This window comes from Shewanella sp. SM21 (assembly GCF_025654335.1).
GTDB lineage: Bacteria > Pseudomonadota > Gammaproteobacteria > Enterobacterales > Shewanellaceae > Shewanella > Shewanella oncorhynchi.
In genome coordinates, this window is the sequence record NZ_JAKKRL010000007.1 from 41,189 (window position 1) to 57,655 (window position 16,467).

Annotated in this window: 18 protein-coding genes and 1 riboswitch; of the genes, 2 read left to right on the forward strand and 16 right to left on the reverse strand. The window is 43.9% G+C overall.

Features of this window, described 5'->3' with window-relative positions; translation table 11 throughout:
• Positions 1-6: 6 nt before the first annotated feature.
• Positions 7-1,170: a DUF4401 domain-containing protein gene (locus L5L94_RS10615; protein ID WP_263163093.1), complete on the reverse strand. Its 1,164-nt coding sequence runs from the start codon at positions 1,168-1,170 to the stop codon at positions 7-9.
• On the reverse strand, positions 1,157-2,254 hold the full coding sequence (locus L5L94_RS10620) for a DUF2157 domain-containing protein (protein ID WP_263163094.1): 1,098 nt from the start codon (positions 2,252-2,254) through the stop codon (positions 1,157-1,159). Before L5L94_RS10620 ends, L5L94_RS10615 begins: the two co-directional genes overlap by 14 nt.
• A 137-nt stretch (positions 2,255-2,391) precedes the next feature.
• Between L5L94_RS10620 and L5L94_RS10625 the strand changes: the two genes are divergently transcribed.
• On the forward strand, positions 2,392-3,207 hold the full coding sequence (locus L5L94_RS10625; RefSeq protein WP_263163096.1) for a substrate-binding periplasmic protein: 816 nt from the start codon (positions 2,392-2,394) through the stop codon (positions 3,205-3,207).
• Positions 3,208-3,274: 67 nt separating this feature from the next.
• Here the strand turns inward: L5L94_RS10625 and L5L94_RS10630 are convergent, their stop codons facing one another.
• From L5L94_RS10630 to L5L94_RS10690, 13 genes are all read right to left on the reverse strand, one after another.
• Positions 3,275-3,670 (reverse strand): hypothetical protein, encoded by a 396-nt coding sequence (locus L5L94_RS10630; RefSeq protein ID WP_105252761.1) that lies wholly within the window; start codon positions 3,668-3,670, stop codon positions 3,275-3,277.
• Between the two features lie 328 nt (positions 3,671-3,998).
• On the reverse strand, positions 3,999-4,403 hold the full coding sequence (locus L5L94_RS10635; RefSeq protein ID WP_105252762.1) for a hypothetical protein: 405 nt from the start codon (positions 4,401-4,403) through the stop codon (positions 3,999-4,001).
• 32 nt (positions 4,404-4,435) lie between these two features.
• On the reverse strand, positions 4,436-4,900 hold the full coding sequence (locus tag L5L94_RS10640; protein ID WP_173245345.1) for a GNAT family N-acetyltransferase: 465 nt from the start codon (positions 4,898-4,900) through the stop codon (positions 4,436-4,438).
• A gap of 19 nt (positions 4,901-4,919) precedes the next feature.
• The gene (locus L5L94_RS10645) at positions 4,920-5,525 is read right to left on the reverse strand and encodes a GNAT family N-acetyltransferase (RefSeq protein ID WP_173245348.1); all 606 of its coding nucleotides are present in this window, start codon (positions 5,523-5,525) and stop codon (positions 4,920-4,922) included.
• 389 nt (positions 5,526-5,914) lie between these two features.
• Positions 5,915-6,538, reverse strand: a complete 624-nt coding sequence (locus L5L94_RS10650) for a 2OG-Fe(II) oxygenase (RefSeq protein ID WP_028760290.1) — start codon at positions 6,536-6,538, stop codon at positions 5,915-5,917.
• Positions 6,539-6,731: 193 nt separating this feature from the next.
• A complete protein-coding gene (locus L5L94_RS10655; RefSeq protein ID WP_131525839.1) occupies positions 6,732-7,229 on the reverse strand; it encodes a GNAT family N-acetyltransferase in 498 nt (165 codons plus the stop codon).
• Between the two features lie 30 nt (positions 7,230-7,259).
• Entirely contained in the window at positions 7,260-7,808 is a 549-nt protein-coding gene (locus tag L5L94_RS10660; protein WP_263163099.1) for an NAD(P)H nitroreductase, read from the reverse strand.
• 186 nt (positions 7,809-7,994) lie between these two features.
• Positions 7,995-8,588, reverse strand: coding sequence for a DoxX family protein (locus L5L94_RS10665; RefSeq protein WP_263163101.1), 594 nt, complete (start codon positions 8,586-8,588; stop codon positions 7,995-7,997).
• Positions 8,589-8,669: 81 nt separating this feature from the next.
• Positions 8,670-9,527, reverse strand: a complete 858-nt coding sequence (locus tag L5L94_RS10670; protein ID WP_263163103.1) for a DUF6279 family lipoprotein — start codon at positions 9,525-9,527, stop codon at positions 8,670-8,672.
• A 193-nt stretch (positions 9,528-9,720) separates the two neighbouring features.
• The gene (locus L5L94_RS10675; protein ID WP_219252748.1) at positions 9,721-10,833 is read right to left on the reverse strand and encodes a phosphotransferase; all 1,113 of its coding nucleotides are present in this window, start codon (positions 10,831-10,833) and stop codon (positions 9,721-9,723) included.
• Positions 10,833-11,486: a nicotinamide riboside transporter PnuC gene (gene pnuC / locus L5L94_RS10680; protein WP_028760296.1), complete on the reverse strand. Its 654-nt coding sequence runs from the start codon at positions 11,484-11,486 to the stop codon at positions 10,833-10,835. The genes L5L94_RS10675 and pnuC overlap by 1 nt, the downstream gene beginning before the upstream one ends.
• Positions 11,487-11,532: 46 nt before the next feature.
• Positions 11,533-11,793, reverse strand: a complete 261-nt coding sequence (locus L5L94_RS10685; protein ID WP_028760297.1) for a hypothetical protein — start codon at positions 11,791-11,793, stop codon at positions 11,533-11,535.
• Positions 11,794-11,890: 97 nt separating this feature from the next.
• A complete protein-coding gene (locus L5L94_RS10690) occupies positions 11,891-14,110 on the reverse strand; it encodes a TonB-dependent receptor (protein WP_263163106.1) in 2,220 nt (739 codons plus the stop codon).
• A 54-nt stretch (positions 14,111-14,164) separates the two neighbouring features.
• Positions 14,165-14,303: riboswitch (TPP riboswitch) on the reverse strand.
• Between the two features lie 197 nt (positions 14,304-14,500).
• Between L5L94_RS10690 and L5L94_RS10695 the strand changes: the two genes are divergently transcribed.
• Entirely contained in the window at positions 14,501-15,181 is a 681-nt protein-coding gene (locus tag L5L94_RS10695; protein WP_012196926.1) for a Crp/Fnr family transcriptional regulator, read from the forward strand.
• Between the two features lie 67 nt (positions 15,182-15,248).
• Here the strand turns inward: L5L94_RS10695 and tsgA are convergent, their stop codons facing one another.
• A complete protein-coding gene (gene tsgA, locus L5L94_RS10700; protein WP_263138249.1) occupies positions 15,249-16,424 on the reverse strand; it encodes an MFS transporter TsgA in 1,176 nt (391 codons plus the stop codon).
• Positions 16,425-16,467 lie beyond the last annotated feature (43 nt).

Genomic DNA, 16,467 nt, shown 5'->3' on the forward strand with positions numbered 1-16,467 from the left:
TTCCCATCACATAGTCTCCTTGGCATTTTCATCGGCAGGAAATAACCGCCACATCACTAACCTTGCCACCAACAGCAAGGCGCCTAAGCCCATCAAATAACCAGATTTAAGTAACAGAGTCGTCTCTAGGGAATAATAATACCCGCTGACAAATAACAGCGCCGACACCATTCCCATACCTTTCAACCAAGACTCGTTGCAATAATGACCAAGCAAGATCAATAGAATAGCCGTTGATAAACCCTGCATAGGTAAGGATAAACCGCTAACGATGACTAAACCGATAACACACCCTAGCGCCGCTGGTGAGCTTAGTGATTGCTGGCGCTCGCGCAAGATTGTCACCAATAAAAATCCGCAAATAGCGAAAATAATCAACAGATGAGTCAGTGTCAGCCACAGGCTTTGCTGCCAAGGGCTAAATAAGGCTTCAAAAATACTGTCCATACTAAAAGCGTGCATCAACTGCAACGAAAGCAACGCGAGTGCAAAACCATAGATGAGCATCCGAGCCCTGCGATAATGACACCCGAACTGATTGATATTTAATAACACTAGACTAATGACTACGGCAAAAAGGCTCGGGCTAAAATTGAGCAGTTCAAATTTTGCCATCAGGCCAATCACGCACCAACTTAAGCAAAAAGCGAATACAAACTGGGCTAGCCCATGGGCAATCAAGCCCCACAATAACAATGTAATACCCGCCATACAGAGATACCATGTGAGGCTAAAATCATTGTTAATTAAATCAAATAATCCCCATGCCACACTGATCAAACCACTCAAACAGGCGGCAAAAGCAAATTGTTCAATAAAAATCTGTTGCCGCGGTAAAAAATACAGCCCAATCCCCAAGGCTAAATAGGTTAAGCCGATAAATAAAATGACATCTTCTTCAACATGCTCAAAAATGGCACCAAACGCTGCCATCATAAAGCTCAATAAAAACAACGCCGCTATCCAAGCAGCAAACGCCTGCATAGTGGCAATATACCAAGGGATATCATGGTCTTCTGGCATTTGAGCTGCACTAACATTGCCTTCGGCATACAAAGCTTGCCAGAGTTTGATTAGACTTAATTCACTCGAAGCGTCGATTGACGTAACACTATCAGTGCAGGGTCGAGTGATCATTTCGCTATCCTGTAAACCATTATTGTTGCTCATGAACATCTCCCACACCCACGCTCCCTTGGGTGGCGATTCCTACAAACTGAGGTTTAAGTTTCCGGCTTAGCTCCCTCAACCAAATACTCAAACCTGTGCTTGCCAAAATGATATAAAGCCCAATAAACAAAAATCCACCTATGGGGTCATTATCCTCAAACATCAGCTTTATCAGTAACGCGGCGCCTACGGCAATCAAGCTAAAACCGCCCAAGGCCAAGGGATATATGCGTGGTAATCTATAACGAAAAATAACGAATCCGAATATCAGATGGGCAAAATAACCACAGAAGATCCCAGTACTGAAGGTATCACGTTCAAGGAAATCGTCGAAAATAAGCCAAGTGATTAACCAAGTAAAACAGCCCATAGCAAACAATGAACAGGCATATTCAAGGATTGGCGCATGCCAGCGCCCCGCGACTTTGTGGTCTAAAAGTACAAAAGCATAATAGATAACTAAATTCAAACAGATAAAGATCAGCAATTGTCCTTGAGCGCCCCAAAATAATCCCCAGAAATGGGAAAAGGAATCCAGAAATATCCCTATGCTAAGGTTTAGCAGTCCCACCAGCAACAGCCATAAACCATCAAATCCCGCCACCCAAGCAAAGGGTAAGATAACAAATGCCCATAGCGCGAATAACTGCCAAGGGTCGGCGCCCGTTTGATAGGTTTGCCCAACTAACGCTAATAAGCCACCAACTAACACACTTGCGGCCAGTAGCACGCCATTGGCGCTCGTCGCACCAAAAGTGCTATCTTTACGATAAGAACTAACAGGGGAATAAATGTTGGCACGATAATAGAGCCAAGCAAATGCGCTGATAGCGAGTATTATCGCCACTTCAATCAGTCCAAATTTGGCAAATCGCCCCAAAGATTGCCAATTATAGGCAAAGAAAAAAATCACCCCACAGGCAAAACTTAACGCACCGAACCAGAGTAATAAATGAGCGATTAAGCGACGCCAACTCGACCCATCCGGCAAGACTGTCACCTGTCGATAAAGCTTATTCGCCTGCTCTTGCGTGATATGTCCCTGTTCAACCCAACCACACACTTGAGATTTTATCTTGCTCAATGTGAAATCTCCCTCATCCTGTTTGCGCTAGCTTACTATGACAGATTTAAAATTCGCACTTTATCGACAGCATTGAACAAATTAAATTGTGTATACTTGTAAAAAATCATTCATGCTAAAAATAACAAGGGGTGACTATGATATTGAGCCAGTTGTGTCGTCTACTCTTTTGTTTAGCCTTAAGCATTAGCGCATTTACCACGGCTATCGCCCAAGATAAAGTTCAGTCGCCAGCGATTCCCGAGTCAATTCCGACAATTCATGTCGGTGGTTATCAATTTGCTCCCTATGTCCATCAACAACAAGACGGCCGTTACACAGGTCTCACACTCGATATCATTAATGCATTAAATCAAGTACAACAAGAAGTGGTCTTTAAATTTGCCGTCACCAGTATTGAGCACAGATATAAAGCCTATTCCTTAGGTCGCTTCGACATGATGCTCTTTGAGAATCCCGCTTGGGGATGGCAAAAAATAGCGACTCAGTTTATTCCACTACATATGATAGATGGTGAAGTCTTTATTGCACTTAAAACTAAAGCTCATAACCAAAGCTATTTCAAAAACTTAACCAACAAGTCAATTGCGTTCATCAAAGGATATCACTACCAGTTTGCCCACTTTGAAACCGATGCGAACACGCTGGCAAAGCATTTTCGTCCCTTGTTCGTCAGTCACAATAACGCCTCTATCGAAAGCATTCTGCGTGGACGCGCCGACATAGCACCCGTGACTAACTCTTACTTACAGTATTATTTAAAGGTTCATCCAGACGAGAGGAAATTACTTTTAATATCAGATGAATGGGACCAAAAATACGCCAATGGTATTTTACTCAACCCCAGTTCACAGCTCGATAGCAAAAGGCTCTCACACTGGATTGAACTGCTCATCAATAATGGTAAACTCGCTGAACTCGCCGCCCAATACGGTATTCAATTAACCCCATAATTCGCTGTTTATTTTTTCAAACTCTTACGCTTCAATCGCGATGATTTATCAAGTTCTCATGAGCAATTTACGCGGCAGACAAGAGTGGCCCTAGCATAGCCAAAATACCAATGAGTAAGAAAATCAGCGCTTGAACTATGATCATCTGGCCACTATTTGGTGGACTCAGAGTGGCAATGTAAAACTGCCAAATCGCAAAGATCCCATAGTTCATCCCAAGGAATAACAACAGGCTAAAGGCATACATCCCAGGGATCACCTTTAGTGCACAGGCTAAAAGTGCAGCCGTTGAAACCACAAAAAATACCGATTGGCAGTGAAATAAGCACAGTAGCATTTGCTTGCTTTGCTGTGACACATTTGCCTTCAAGAGCGGCGCCAATAAAACCCGCTTACCATAGATTAAATGGTAGCCACAGACTCCAGCACTCAAAACAGTCGCTGCCATTATTGTTAATACCATAGTGCTCCCATTTAGTACTCATATGTGATTATCTTTGAATATCGTAAACTGAATTAAGAATTTAAAACTGGGGAGAATTTAAACCCAAGGCTTAAATACTTGGCCATGTAACTAGGACCCTAAAAACTGCGATTGAGTTTCAGCCAAGCGAAAATAAGCAACTTGGTTCTCAGCCCCTAAACCAAACGGGGCTAAAATCTATGGGAAAACCGACTCAATATGAATGACCCCATCAGCTCCTTAGTGCTTGTACTTTAAAGCAAAAAAGGAGCCATCAGGCTCCTTCTCTTCACAATCCGTAAACGATTACCCTGACTAAAACCTACGATTACATCGTCGCCATAGTCCAATAATTTAAACGCTTTTGTGGATCGGCTAACAGGTTTTTACATTCTTCTTTATATTTACCCATTAACGCACCTAAGTTGCTTGACCCACCTAAGCTTTCGATTTGACGGGCTTTAGCATCGGCAACCGCTTGAGTGACCTCTGCTTCAGAGCTGTATTTCTTAGCTAAATTCTCAGACTCAATTTTAGAACTTTTTAAACGCTCGCCCACGGCCTGCATTTGTGGTGCATTCATCGCCCCAATGGCTTCTGAGCTAATTTGATAGTAAGCGGCACATTCAATGGCTTCTTTACTAAACGCTTTTTCTGCTTCATCAGCCCAAACTGCAGTACTGGCACTTAAGACTAAACCACCTAATACTAACGTTTTTACCTGAGTTAACATGTTACTTTTCCTTTTAATCGCCATAAATAAACCTACTCAAGCCCTCGGTGGAGCTCAAGTTCGTAGATATAAAAATCTTGGTTACGCACAAAGCCTAAACCTTCATACAAGCCCTGCGCGCGCTGGTTTTTTTGCTGTGTTTCTAACATCAAATAACTCATATTATGCGCTTTGGCATAACTGGCGGCCTGTAGCACTAATGCCCGCCCAATACCGACACATCGGGCATGTTGAGTCACATACACATCATTGAGGATCAACATAGGGGCCAAACGTAACGATGAAAAACTGGGATACATTTGAATAAAACCTAATCCAAGCCCTTGATTATCTTTAGCTATAAATATCACCGATGAGCCATCTGACACTCTTGAATAAATAAACTGCTCCGCAGCCGCGAGATCATCCCTACGCCCATAAAACTGTCGGTACTCATTGAATAACACTGCAACCTCATGGACATGAGTCACATCTACTCGAGTTATGATGCTTGCCATGGGCTTTTCCTATTTATCATTAGAGTGTTGACGGTCGTTGTCGCAATCGAAATTGCAGACTGTTTTTCACCGTTGGCCACTCGGTATCAATAATGGAATACACCACGGTATCGCGGATCGTACCGTCCTTAAGAATCTTATGATTTCGCAATACACCATCTTGCTTAGCGCCCAGTCTTGCAATGGCTTGTCTCGAAGCTTGATTATGCCAGTGAGTACGGAACTCAACGGCAATGGCGTCTAAGGTTTCAAAAGCAAAGGTCAATAACAGCAGTTTAGCTTCAGTATTAATCCCAGTGCGCTGGGCACGTTTAGCATACCAAGTGTATCCAATCTCAAGACGGCGATTATCAGACTCCCAGTTGCAAATTCGCGTGCATCCGACGATTTCCCCTGACACTCTATCCCGCACCGCAAAGGGAAAACTCTGGCCTCGCGCTTTTTCTTCGAGTGCTTTAGCCACATAGAGCTTCATCTCAGTTGGCTCAGGGACACTGGTAAACCATAAACGCCAAAGTTGACCATCTGTCACGGCTAAACTCAATGCCGCCACATGGGACAAAGATAAGGGCTCAAGTACAATATGCTCACCACTTAAACAACCTAAGTTATCTTCACAGCCCACAGTATCGCCTCCGTTAGATGATAGAAAAGTGTGTTGTAGCGCACGTTTTTATCTAGCCTAACATTAAACGAGAATAAAAAAACACCCTATTTTCAGCATGATTGGACAAATTCATTCCATTTTCGGCGGCTTAGATAACCTAAAGCTTAAGAGTGTAAAAAAAATTGAAAAAATGAGTAGAAGGTAGTTAAAACAGGTTGGAATAAATACTGCTGCGGAAGAACACGCCGTGATGGCCAATCAATATCCGAGAAATAGCCAATGACATTGCGCAGTCGCGATAAGTGATTGATGATGACTATGACCAAAAGCGACAATCAAGAGCAAAAACACCTAAACCTGTGGGCAGTATTTAGGCGTTTGTTATCAGGTGAAGTTAAAAGCTAAAGTTAAAAGCCATGCACGCTGTTACTGACCCTAAACCAGCCCGCAATGCTATTACGCTGGGCCAAGGTTTTGGTCACTTCATGGGGAAAACGCTCACTGAGGAAAATCACAAAATGGCCCATTTTAGGCGCGATGCGCTCAATCTCAATATCGGCTTCATCATAGATAATCAACTCGCCACAATCTGCCGCTTTCCAGTCAGGATTTAAGAAAAACACTGTGGTTAAAATACGATTTTGGCTGCCCTTAAGTGCATCAACATGTTTTTTATAAAAGGCCCCAGGCTGATATACCGCATAGTGGCTTTCATAATCGAATAAGCCCATAAACAAGCGACGATTCAAGCCATTTTTGAGTTGTGTCATCAACTCAAGATACTGGGCATCGGGCTCATTTTGCTCTTCTAGCCACTGTATTCTGTCACGGCGAATGTCTGGATTTAAGTGCTGTTCAGAACCTCGACCGATAGAGGCAGCTTTTAATTCATATATTTCAGTTGATTGAATTTTTTCCAATAGTACTTGGCTAATACAGGAAGGAACTAAGTCAGATAAAAAGATATAGCCTTTGTCTACCAAGGCATCAGCGATCACGTCCAGCATTGCTTCACTTAATTGCGAAACCATTATGCTACATCCAAAAAAGGGCTACGCTTTTGCTGTACTCAAGGGCTCAAGGAGGGATTAAGTGAGCCTGATTTTCGAGGGGCGTCGATAAGAGATATGATTGCCATATCTCAACGATAAATTTTGCGAAATTCTAGAATAAAGAAGACGGAATTACAATAAAATAAAAACCTATATAAACAACACGTTAACGTTAACCAAACAGTTCAACAGGCGCATCATGATCACTAAGCTGCAAACAACGCTCAAAGTGTAATCCAAGTTTGTTCAGCAAAGCTTTTGAAGCACTATTATGACTGCTAACAATCGCGACAATACGCTCAATACCTAAACTTTTACCTAAGTCAAAAGCGGCTTTAGCCGCTTCGAATGCATAGCCCTTGCCCCAATATTGCGGCAAAAAAGCATAGCCTATATCGACATTGTCCAGTGTCGGCCGTTTGATTAAACCGCAGATGCCAATGGTGAATCCATTCTCGGCGAGCACTACAGCATAAAAACCAAAACCGCACTCGGCATAACTTTTCATCGGTCCATTGACGATATAATCCTTAGCCTGCACAAGTGTGCGTACTCCTCTATCCCCGATATTCTCTATAAAGCCTTGGCTGTTGAGCAAGACTAACATAAAAGAAGCGTCGGCTGGGGTTAACTGCCGCAGGATGAGTCTAGGAGTACGCGCAACTTGCATAGAATTTCTCCACTAAAAAAGAGGGCGGATTTATAAATAACGGACGTACTGACTGCCGTCCTTTTGCGGTTTCTTAGGAGCAGTAACCGCTGGCGTACCCACATACAAAAAACCGACGATTTGATCGTGTGGCTCAAGACCTAAAGCAACATTCACATTCGCATCAAAGGCAAAATCCCCTGTACGCCACACGGCACCTAAACCTAAGGCGAAGGCAGCCTGCTGCATCGCCATGGTCGCGCAACCCGCTGCAATGAGCTGTTCAAGTACGGGGACTTTGGAATGTTGCTGCGTTTTCGCCACGACAGTAATCACCATAGGCGCACGCATTGGCATGCCCTTAGCTTTATTGACAAAATCCTCATCGGCGTCGCTCGCTTTCGCTGCCTCAACAAAGATATCTGCCAAGGTCTCTAACCCTTGTCCTGCGGCAATAATAAATTCCCATGGCGCTAAGGCGCCATGATCTGGCACACGAATGGCAGCATCTAAGATGATTTTTAATTGACTCGCATCTGGAGCAGGAGCAGTTAATCGTGGGGTTGATTGGCGAGTGAGTAAAAGTTCAATAGCGTCCAAGTTCTTATCCTAGTTCGATATAAATTGCGCTCAAGCATAGCAAATTGCTGACAAAGAGGCATAAAAAAATCCCACCGCTTGAGTGGGATTTAACTTGTTGAGTGCACTTAACAATCGAGTGGGCTTCAAAATTAAATGCGCTTGAAAATCCGATGCAGTTAACAATTGGGCCCGCTTGAGAAAGACTTACTTAATCCCACAACGCTTAGCGATGAAATAATCTAGGCTAGTGTAACGACCACCGCCTAAGGTAAAAAGCGCCAGCAACATAATAAAATAGGTGATCGCAAACTCAATCCCATTATTAAGCACAGCTAAGTTACCTGAGCTAGTCAGCCAGTCATAGTTACCGTGCTCCTGCAATATTTCTTTGGCTTTCGCCAGTTTATCCCCAGCCTCAAGCACTCTGTCGTTGGCTAGCAAAGAGCTACCATCGGCAATCGCTAACCAACCATTTGGCCAATGCACAGTCAATGCGGCGACCAACATAGTGACCATTAAAGGGATAGAAATCAGTCGCGTCGCGAGCCCAAGCAGTAACAAGATAGCGCCAAAGAACTCAGTTCCCGCCGCCAGTCCTGCCATTAACGCCGGCATTGGCAGACCTAAGCCCCAATCGGGATTGGCAAACCAAGCAACCGTATCTTCAAAGTGAGCGAGCTTGTTATAGCCTGCTTGCATTAACACAGGTGCAAGGTAAATCCTAAGGGCTAATGGCGCTAACCCTTCGAAATAGCGGCTCATATTGAGTAGTTTCTGGTAAAGGGATACGAGTGGCATAAGGTCTCTATTTAGTCGTTAGTAGGCTGATTTATTGGCTTGCAGAAATAGACCCTAGCAAGGCAATAAATCTTTCATGACCTAGGCTTCTTTTTCAATCGCTTCCTGATTCAGTTCCTTGAGATCTTGAATGAGCCCACCTAACTTTTTATAAAAATGCTTAGACTGCTGCTCCGATAAGCTCGCATTCATCGCCAACAACAAAGTCCCAAATGCCTCAGTATTTTTACGTAAAAACACTTTATGTTGCTCTGACTTAAGCTCATCGGGCTGCGTCATCAGCAAGGTCAAACGCTCGGTTAATAATGCTTTATCGGCGCGCTGACCCAGTGCAACCTCAAACTGGCGTAACCATTCGTGTCTGTACTCAAGCCACATATCTAAGGTAGATAAACGCTGTTGATTATATTGGTGAATAAGCACTTTTTGCTCCGCAGTTACACTTCCAAGCCAATCATCAAATTGGGTTTGAAGGTTTTCATCGGCATCTTTTTGTAACTGTTCAGAGGTTTTACCCGCAAATTCTTTAACGAGCTCCTGCTCTTCCTCCCGTAATTTTGTGAGGATCTGCTTCACCTGTTCATCGGACAAAGACATTATGATAGGTAGAAGCTCGGGCAAGGCGAACTCAAACAATCGAAACCAATGCCGCTTAGCAATATTCACATGATCTGCCCATAGCACTGGCGTTAACGTATTGGTTTTTATGAGGCTTTCGACTTCGGTCAATTGCACCACATAATGAGCTAACTCTTTGGATTGGTGCCAAATGACAAATTTTTCAATGAGGGCATCGAATGCCTTTTGCTGAGATTTATCTAAGGTAACATAATCCTCTTGCTCCCAGCCGATGGCCCAGTCGAGGAAATGGTAACTGAATTTAGTGGAGCAGGCGCTTAAGCCTAAGAGACACACAAGTAGCATCACGCCTTTTTTCATACTGAATAATCCATCCTAGAATTGTTGCTAATAAGACGCTTGAGACCATATAAAGTTGCTTTTTATATCAAATAAGTTTGTCTAATAAAGGTTTTCAGTATGTTCTACCCGCATGTCCCACCAATCGCGCGGTCAATGCCATAAGGGAATGAACCATTATCATCAGATGGAAACTAAGCACACGCAATAATGACTATTTGGGGGTGATCAGCGGCCAGAAGCAATCAAACCAAGCAAGGTAGTCGGCGCTACGACTGGGTTCTGTTTGCGCTGCCATCAATAATGCCCAGTAACAAGCAAATACCCAATACATGTCAATAGCAGCAGGCACTGCCGTTACGGCTTGTGCAGTAACATAAGGATGTCCACTCAGATACTGTTTCACCAACACACTTTGCTGATAGGGCGTTAACGCATGGGTCGCTAACACTACAGCTAACTCACACAGTGGATGCGACGCCGTCGCATATTCAAAATCGATACAACACAAGCGGTTACTTTTGAGTAACAAATTATGGGGATTAAGATCGCGATGGCAAAACTGCGGTTTGATTATGCAGGCTGCTAACTCATCACACCAATGTTTGATTTCGATTTGAATTGCAAGCAGCTTAGCCACCCGCTCATTCCAATCGTGAGTATTGCTATAACCAATATCACTACCCTGCTTCAATAGCACAGCTCGCCTTAATACTGGCTCACTAAATGTTGCAGAAGCCTGATAGGCAAGCATTTGCTGGTGATATTCCTGCCACTGCTCAGTGATACTAATAGCATAAGGCCCTGTAGGCAGATCGCGTAATTGCAGCAATAACGCCAATAGCAAACAATGGGCTTGGTTAGGGTGCGTTTCTTGTTCTGCTGCCGGAAACTGTGAATAGTTAAACGTCGATTGCCCCAGCACAAAATCAGCTGCACTCGTTTGGCGCTCTAACGCTGGCCAGTGGATTAAGCCTTCGTTTTCAATATCGTCACTTTCAATATAATCACTTTCAATAAAATCACTGAGGTAATAACGCTCATCTTCGCTCACCCACAACAGTTCAGGAGCAAGTTTAGCTTGAGCCAATTGCTGCCAGTAAAAACGCTCCTGCTGGCGGTTGCAAAAACTGTCCGCCGCACCCGCATTCACCCGCAGTACATAACTGCCTGTGGGCGTAGTGATTTTATAGTTGTGATTACTTAAGCCGCCCGCAAGCTCATGAATACTTAACACGTTAACTAGCCCAGCACTTTTGAGTATGGAGTAAAGTGCTTTGAATGGCTCGCCCACTGAGCGCTGCATCGAGGCGTTTATATCGAGCATTAACTGAGTAACTTCAAGGTATTAGCTTCACGGGCGTCGGCTAACGCGGTTCGCCACAGGAAATACCCCACGACCGCCAGACCCACATAAAGCACGAATAACAAGGATGTCAGCATCAAGCCTTTGCTGAGGTAAAGATAAATCGACACTATGTCGATAACCACCCAATAAAGCCAATTCTCAAGTACCTTTTTTGCCACTAAATAAGTCGTCATCACGGCGAAACAGGTTGTCGCCGCATCTAGATACGGGAATGCGGCTTGGGTATACGTCGCCATACCGTGACCAACCAAAAGCGAAATCACGCCCGTCGCTGCGATCAACTTTAAATGGGTTTTCAATGGCCAAGTGGTCACTTTTACGCCTTGATGCTTATCACCACCTTGGGTCCAGAGCCAATATCCATAGAGCGCCATCGCCATGTAATAGACGTTAAGCACAGACTCCATCAGTAGCGACACCTTCCAAAACAACACAGTGTAAATGGCGGTACTGGCAAAGGCCGCCGCCCAGCACCACACACTGGCCTTCATCGCCAGCAGTAAATATGCCATCGCCAGCAATACCGCGAGGGCTTCCCATACGGTCATCACATGGACTTCACCAAAGGCCGTATTAACGCTCTCGACCAAGGTTAACCATAAATCTGTCATAGTGTTGTTCTCATTGCCTATTTGTCGCTTACATGGCGGTCAATCATTATTCGCTGTGGGCTAAATTCAGCTCACCACCGATAAACTTACACACAAATACTGCCTTGCCCCATTTCTCATGGGCCGCTTGCATCTCGGTCGCTAGCATAGTCATCACATCTAAATAATCGCCGCACACTTGAGTTGCCATCGCATTAGTCACGCGCTCGATATTGGGATAACTATCCACGCGGCCAATAAACCACTTGATAGGATCGAGGTAATTTTCATTAAAGGGATACATGCTAATTTCTGCGGTCAGTTTCATTTTAATTCCTTGATATTCTGAAGTAAGGCTGTAGCCCAAATACTGGGCTACAGTTCAGTAAACACTTAAATGATTATGCTCACTTTAAAATGAGCTATTACATAAACTTAACGTTAAAGGTTACGCCAATCTGACGCGGATCGCCGTAACGAATATATTGCTTTTCCGCCCAACCGTTATCTGGCTCATTGCCAAAATAGAAGCCACGCACACCGTATTCTTCATTAAACAGATTGCGTCCCCATAAATATGCCGACCAGGCGCTCGCCTCATAACCCACGCGGGCATTGACGATAGTGTAGGGTTCAGAGCGGGATTCATTGCTGTCTGAATAATAGAATTCACTCTTACCGCTAAGATTCAGGTTAGCAAACCAACCCGAATTAGCACGATAAGTCCCGCCAAGGCTGTAGGTAAGATGTGGAGAATGGGCCAGATCGCGGCCAGTTAAATCCACCTCAGTACCATATTTATCCTGATACTGGTAGTCACCGTAGGCCGTTTCTAACCAACCTAAGCTTGAGTAAACTTGCAGATTATCCGTGGCATACCAGGTTGCATCTAACTCAGCGCCATAGTTATTCGAACTGCCTGCATTTTCAGTGAACAAGATAAAACGCTGTGGTTTATCGGGATCTTGCTGTGATGCAGCCACCTGTTGATCTTGTCTGTCCATATAGAACAGCGCCAAATTAGTATCGATAAGTCCAGCTAACCAATGGGATTTAAGGCCGATTTCATAGTTATAGAGCGTCTCAGTACTAAACTCTTTTTTATCGTTCAATTCGACGGGCAAAGTCATGTTGAAACCGCCCGCCTTGTAACCGCGTGCGACTCGGATATAAGCATCGTGTGAGTCGTTCAGCACTTTACTCACAGCAATATGACCGCCCCACATGGTTTCGCTCGGGTCGAAATTATCGTTATTCGTATCAGAGTAATGACTGTTGCGACGCTCTAAACGTAGACCCACAGATAAAGCATAATTTGAGCCCAAATCCGTATCAAGCTGGCCAAACAGTGCATAGTTTGTCGCTTCATACTCTGAGTCTAAGACTTCATCCGGCCAAGCATTGTATTCAGAATACAATTGGTTATCTTCTTTCAGATTCATGGCATACACACCAAGCAACCAATCAGTACTCTCTGCAAAAATACGGCCCTGCTCGGTAGAACTTAGGCGAAACTCCTGCGACACGGTTTTACGCTGACCCGTTTTATCCCAAAAATAATCGTATTGGCACGGCGCCAGATTGCCATTGTCATCATTACATTGCTTAGAGGCCCAATATTCTGAGTTAGCCCAATCGCCATCGTAACTGTAATGGTGATCGGTATTGGCAAAAGAGGTTAACGAAGTTAATTCGAAGTTTTCTGCGCCAGAATAGGTCGCTTTAAAACCCGCGCCTGTGGTGCGTTGGCTATCAACACCCGGTTGATCCGATGTTGTCTGGGTTGGTGAATTGGTTAAACTCCACACATCATAGCCATTATCAAAATCGGCATGCAGCACAGTTAAATCAAACTGCAAATCATCTGTCGCATACCAGCGCAGCTTAGCGCGGCCGCTGAATTCATCGCGACCATTGGTATCATCACGGCCTAAATACAGGTTATCGTGGTAACCATTTTGCTGATGTTGCTGCATTGACACACGATAAAGCAGCTTGCCAGAATCCGTTAATGGGCCAGAACTGAAACCACTAAATGTGCGTAAATCATCATCGCCTAACGACACTTCGCCGCCATGCTCAAACACATCAGTTGGATCGTTACTCTTCAGATAAATCAATCCCGCTAAGGCATTCGCGCCGTAACGCGTCCCCTGCGGTCCACGAAGCACTTCGACCTGCTGTAAATCGTACATGCTCGACACCATACCAATACCGGATAAATCGATATCATCTATGATGTAACCCACGGAAGAATTAGGTGCGCCTTGGTATTGTTCCTGTTCCCCTACACCGCGAATTTGAAAATATTTCGGCCGAGAGCTTCCACCTGACCAGTTAAAATTGGCGATAGAATTAAGCAGATCTTCAAAGTGTTGCGCACTTTCATCCTGAATTTTTTGACTGTCGATAACGGTAATGCTTGAAGGCATTTTTTCTAAACTTGAGCTGCGAAAATCCGCCGTCACCACCATGACTTCCATCTCAGTGCTGGGATCGGGTTTATCGATCGCGTCGGTTTGTGCAAAAACAGGGGTGCTCAGCGCTGCGGCGATGGCTAATGCCAGCGGCGCTCGGGCTAAAAATAAGCTTGGCGATACGGTTGAAAATGGGGATTGATGGTTTGACGTTTTACGGTTTGACATAGGACCTCAAATATAATGTTTGAGATCCGGCAACGAATAAGCGATTCAGAAGTGTGCTGTTTATTGGCCCATTCCTACGCCGGTATTAGCCGGATCAGGTTCTAAGGGTTCGTCAGATGACATCTCAGTTTGCAGCCGTTAACGTTAAAATCAGAGTAACATTAATGCACAACAAACACCCCTTGGCGGCGCCTAGTATACATGACGGAAATAAAAAGTGGGCACTCTTATCTCTGCGATTCAATTAAATGTCGCGAAAACCACTGCCCTTCAGTTCGTATGATGAAAATGTCTTTAGTAGCCGCCTAAATCCTTTCGTCCATTTGACCGCCTATCATGATAATGCTATAGAAGGTCGCAATTTCGAACACAGTAAGAGGATCATAGTCGATGCAGCTAAAACCTTTATCGAAAGGACGTTATAGCCAGCGATGGGAGCAAGACTATCCACTTATTGAAGCGGTTGTACTTAGCTGCATCAGCGAAATAAAAATGCTCAAAAAAGGCGCTCACCTCATGACGCAGGGGGAAGCGATGGCATCACTTGTATTGGTGAAGCAAGGTCGCGTATCACTCGGCCATACCGCGAGAAATGGTCGGTGTTTTCAATTAGGTACTATTGATTGTGATTCACAGCTGTTTGGCGAAATGGAGTTCTTCACCCAGTACCACTGTCAACTAGACATTATTGCCAGTGAACCCTTAGAAATCATGTTGATTAGCGCTGAAAAACTGCAACATTGCCTCGGTCAACACCCTCAACTCGCGCTATTTTTCGCTAGTGCAATTGCGATTGACTACCAAGACACAGTGGATATTTTTACTCGGCGACTGCTCTATCCCATCAGTTATAACGTGGCATTTGATATTTACCATGAATACTTAAATGACTTGCCCGTAGATGGCTTTAGTAAACGCTATTTAGAGGCTGAACGATTTGGTACTACCGACCGAGTCTACCGTCGGGCACTACAAAATCTTGAGGAACGAGGCTTAATTGAGCGGAAAAAAGATGGCATTCGGATTTGTGATCTCAACGCACTCAAGAAATTTGTTGAAGCAGGTATATAACCGCTTTCAACATAACCCACACTCGACTTAATTTAACAACCGAGTGTGGGATGGATGCACAGGTAAATTAACTTACCGATGGCGAGTGTTGTTCCATAGCCGATTTCATCCGACTTGAAACGATCAATAGCATAAATATCGCTGCGTAAAGCAGAGGTATCACATACATCACTGTTTGTAATCCGATAATACGTTCAAAGAAAGAACTGATGGCTGGGCTAAACATCGCCCCTGCACTTCCGCTAATAAGAATATATGACACATTTTTGCTGCTAGCTTTTTTTACAAAAGACACGCCATAAGCAATAAATGCATTATAAAGCGCGGCACACACAAAACCATAGCCATAGGTTAAATAAGCTATCCAATTAAGATTATTGGTACTGACAATGGCAGCGGTGATCACCATAGCTAAAGCAATAATACCGACTAAGAAATGGTGAATTTTTACACGAGTCACAATCACAGTCGAAATTAACGCACCAATTAGCGCAGCGGACCAATACTGGGTAATAATATTACCTGCATCTTCAAACGGAATATCAAATTTTTGTTTTACAAATAAAGGTGCCCAAGTTAAAAAAGTATATAAAGCCAGCATTCCTAAAAATAAACCAATACCTCCACTAATAATGCCGAGATTCCATTCAGACTGTTGTTTCTCTTGTGTTGTAGAAGATTGCTCACAAATAGAGAAATGAGTGAACAAGGTAATAATGACTGTACCGAACGCCACTAAACCTACGGCTAAATAGCTATAACTCCATGATAATGAACTTGTTAATGCATAAGTCGTTATTAATGGAAAAATAACGCCTGCAATATTAAACGTTGCATCTTGCACCACTAACATTGTGCTTTGTAATTTCTCTTGCCACACAGACACCACAATCGTACCAGCAATACATAGACCGATACCGCCACAAAAACCAATTAAGGTCATTGCTACCATCACAGCTTGTAGAGAACTGGTTAGATGTAAAGCCAGAGCAGAAAGAGCAACCAGACTGTAACTTATCAAGGTCATTCTTTTGATACCCATTTTTTCAATAAAAAAAAATGCTGCAATCGTTCCCGCGAGTGCACCGCCATTAAGCAATGAAAAAATTGATGCAACTTCGTTAACATTAGCGGCAAATTTCTCAGCTATGGGTTCAATCAACATCCCAAATTGGGTCGCAAAGCCCGCCATAATAAAATTGGCGAGAAAACTGATGGCTGTTAAAGTAATTTTATTATTCATTATGTCATTCCATAAGTGAAATGCTAAGGGTTCAAAGGATGGC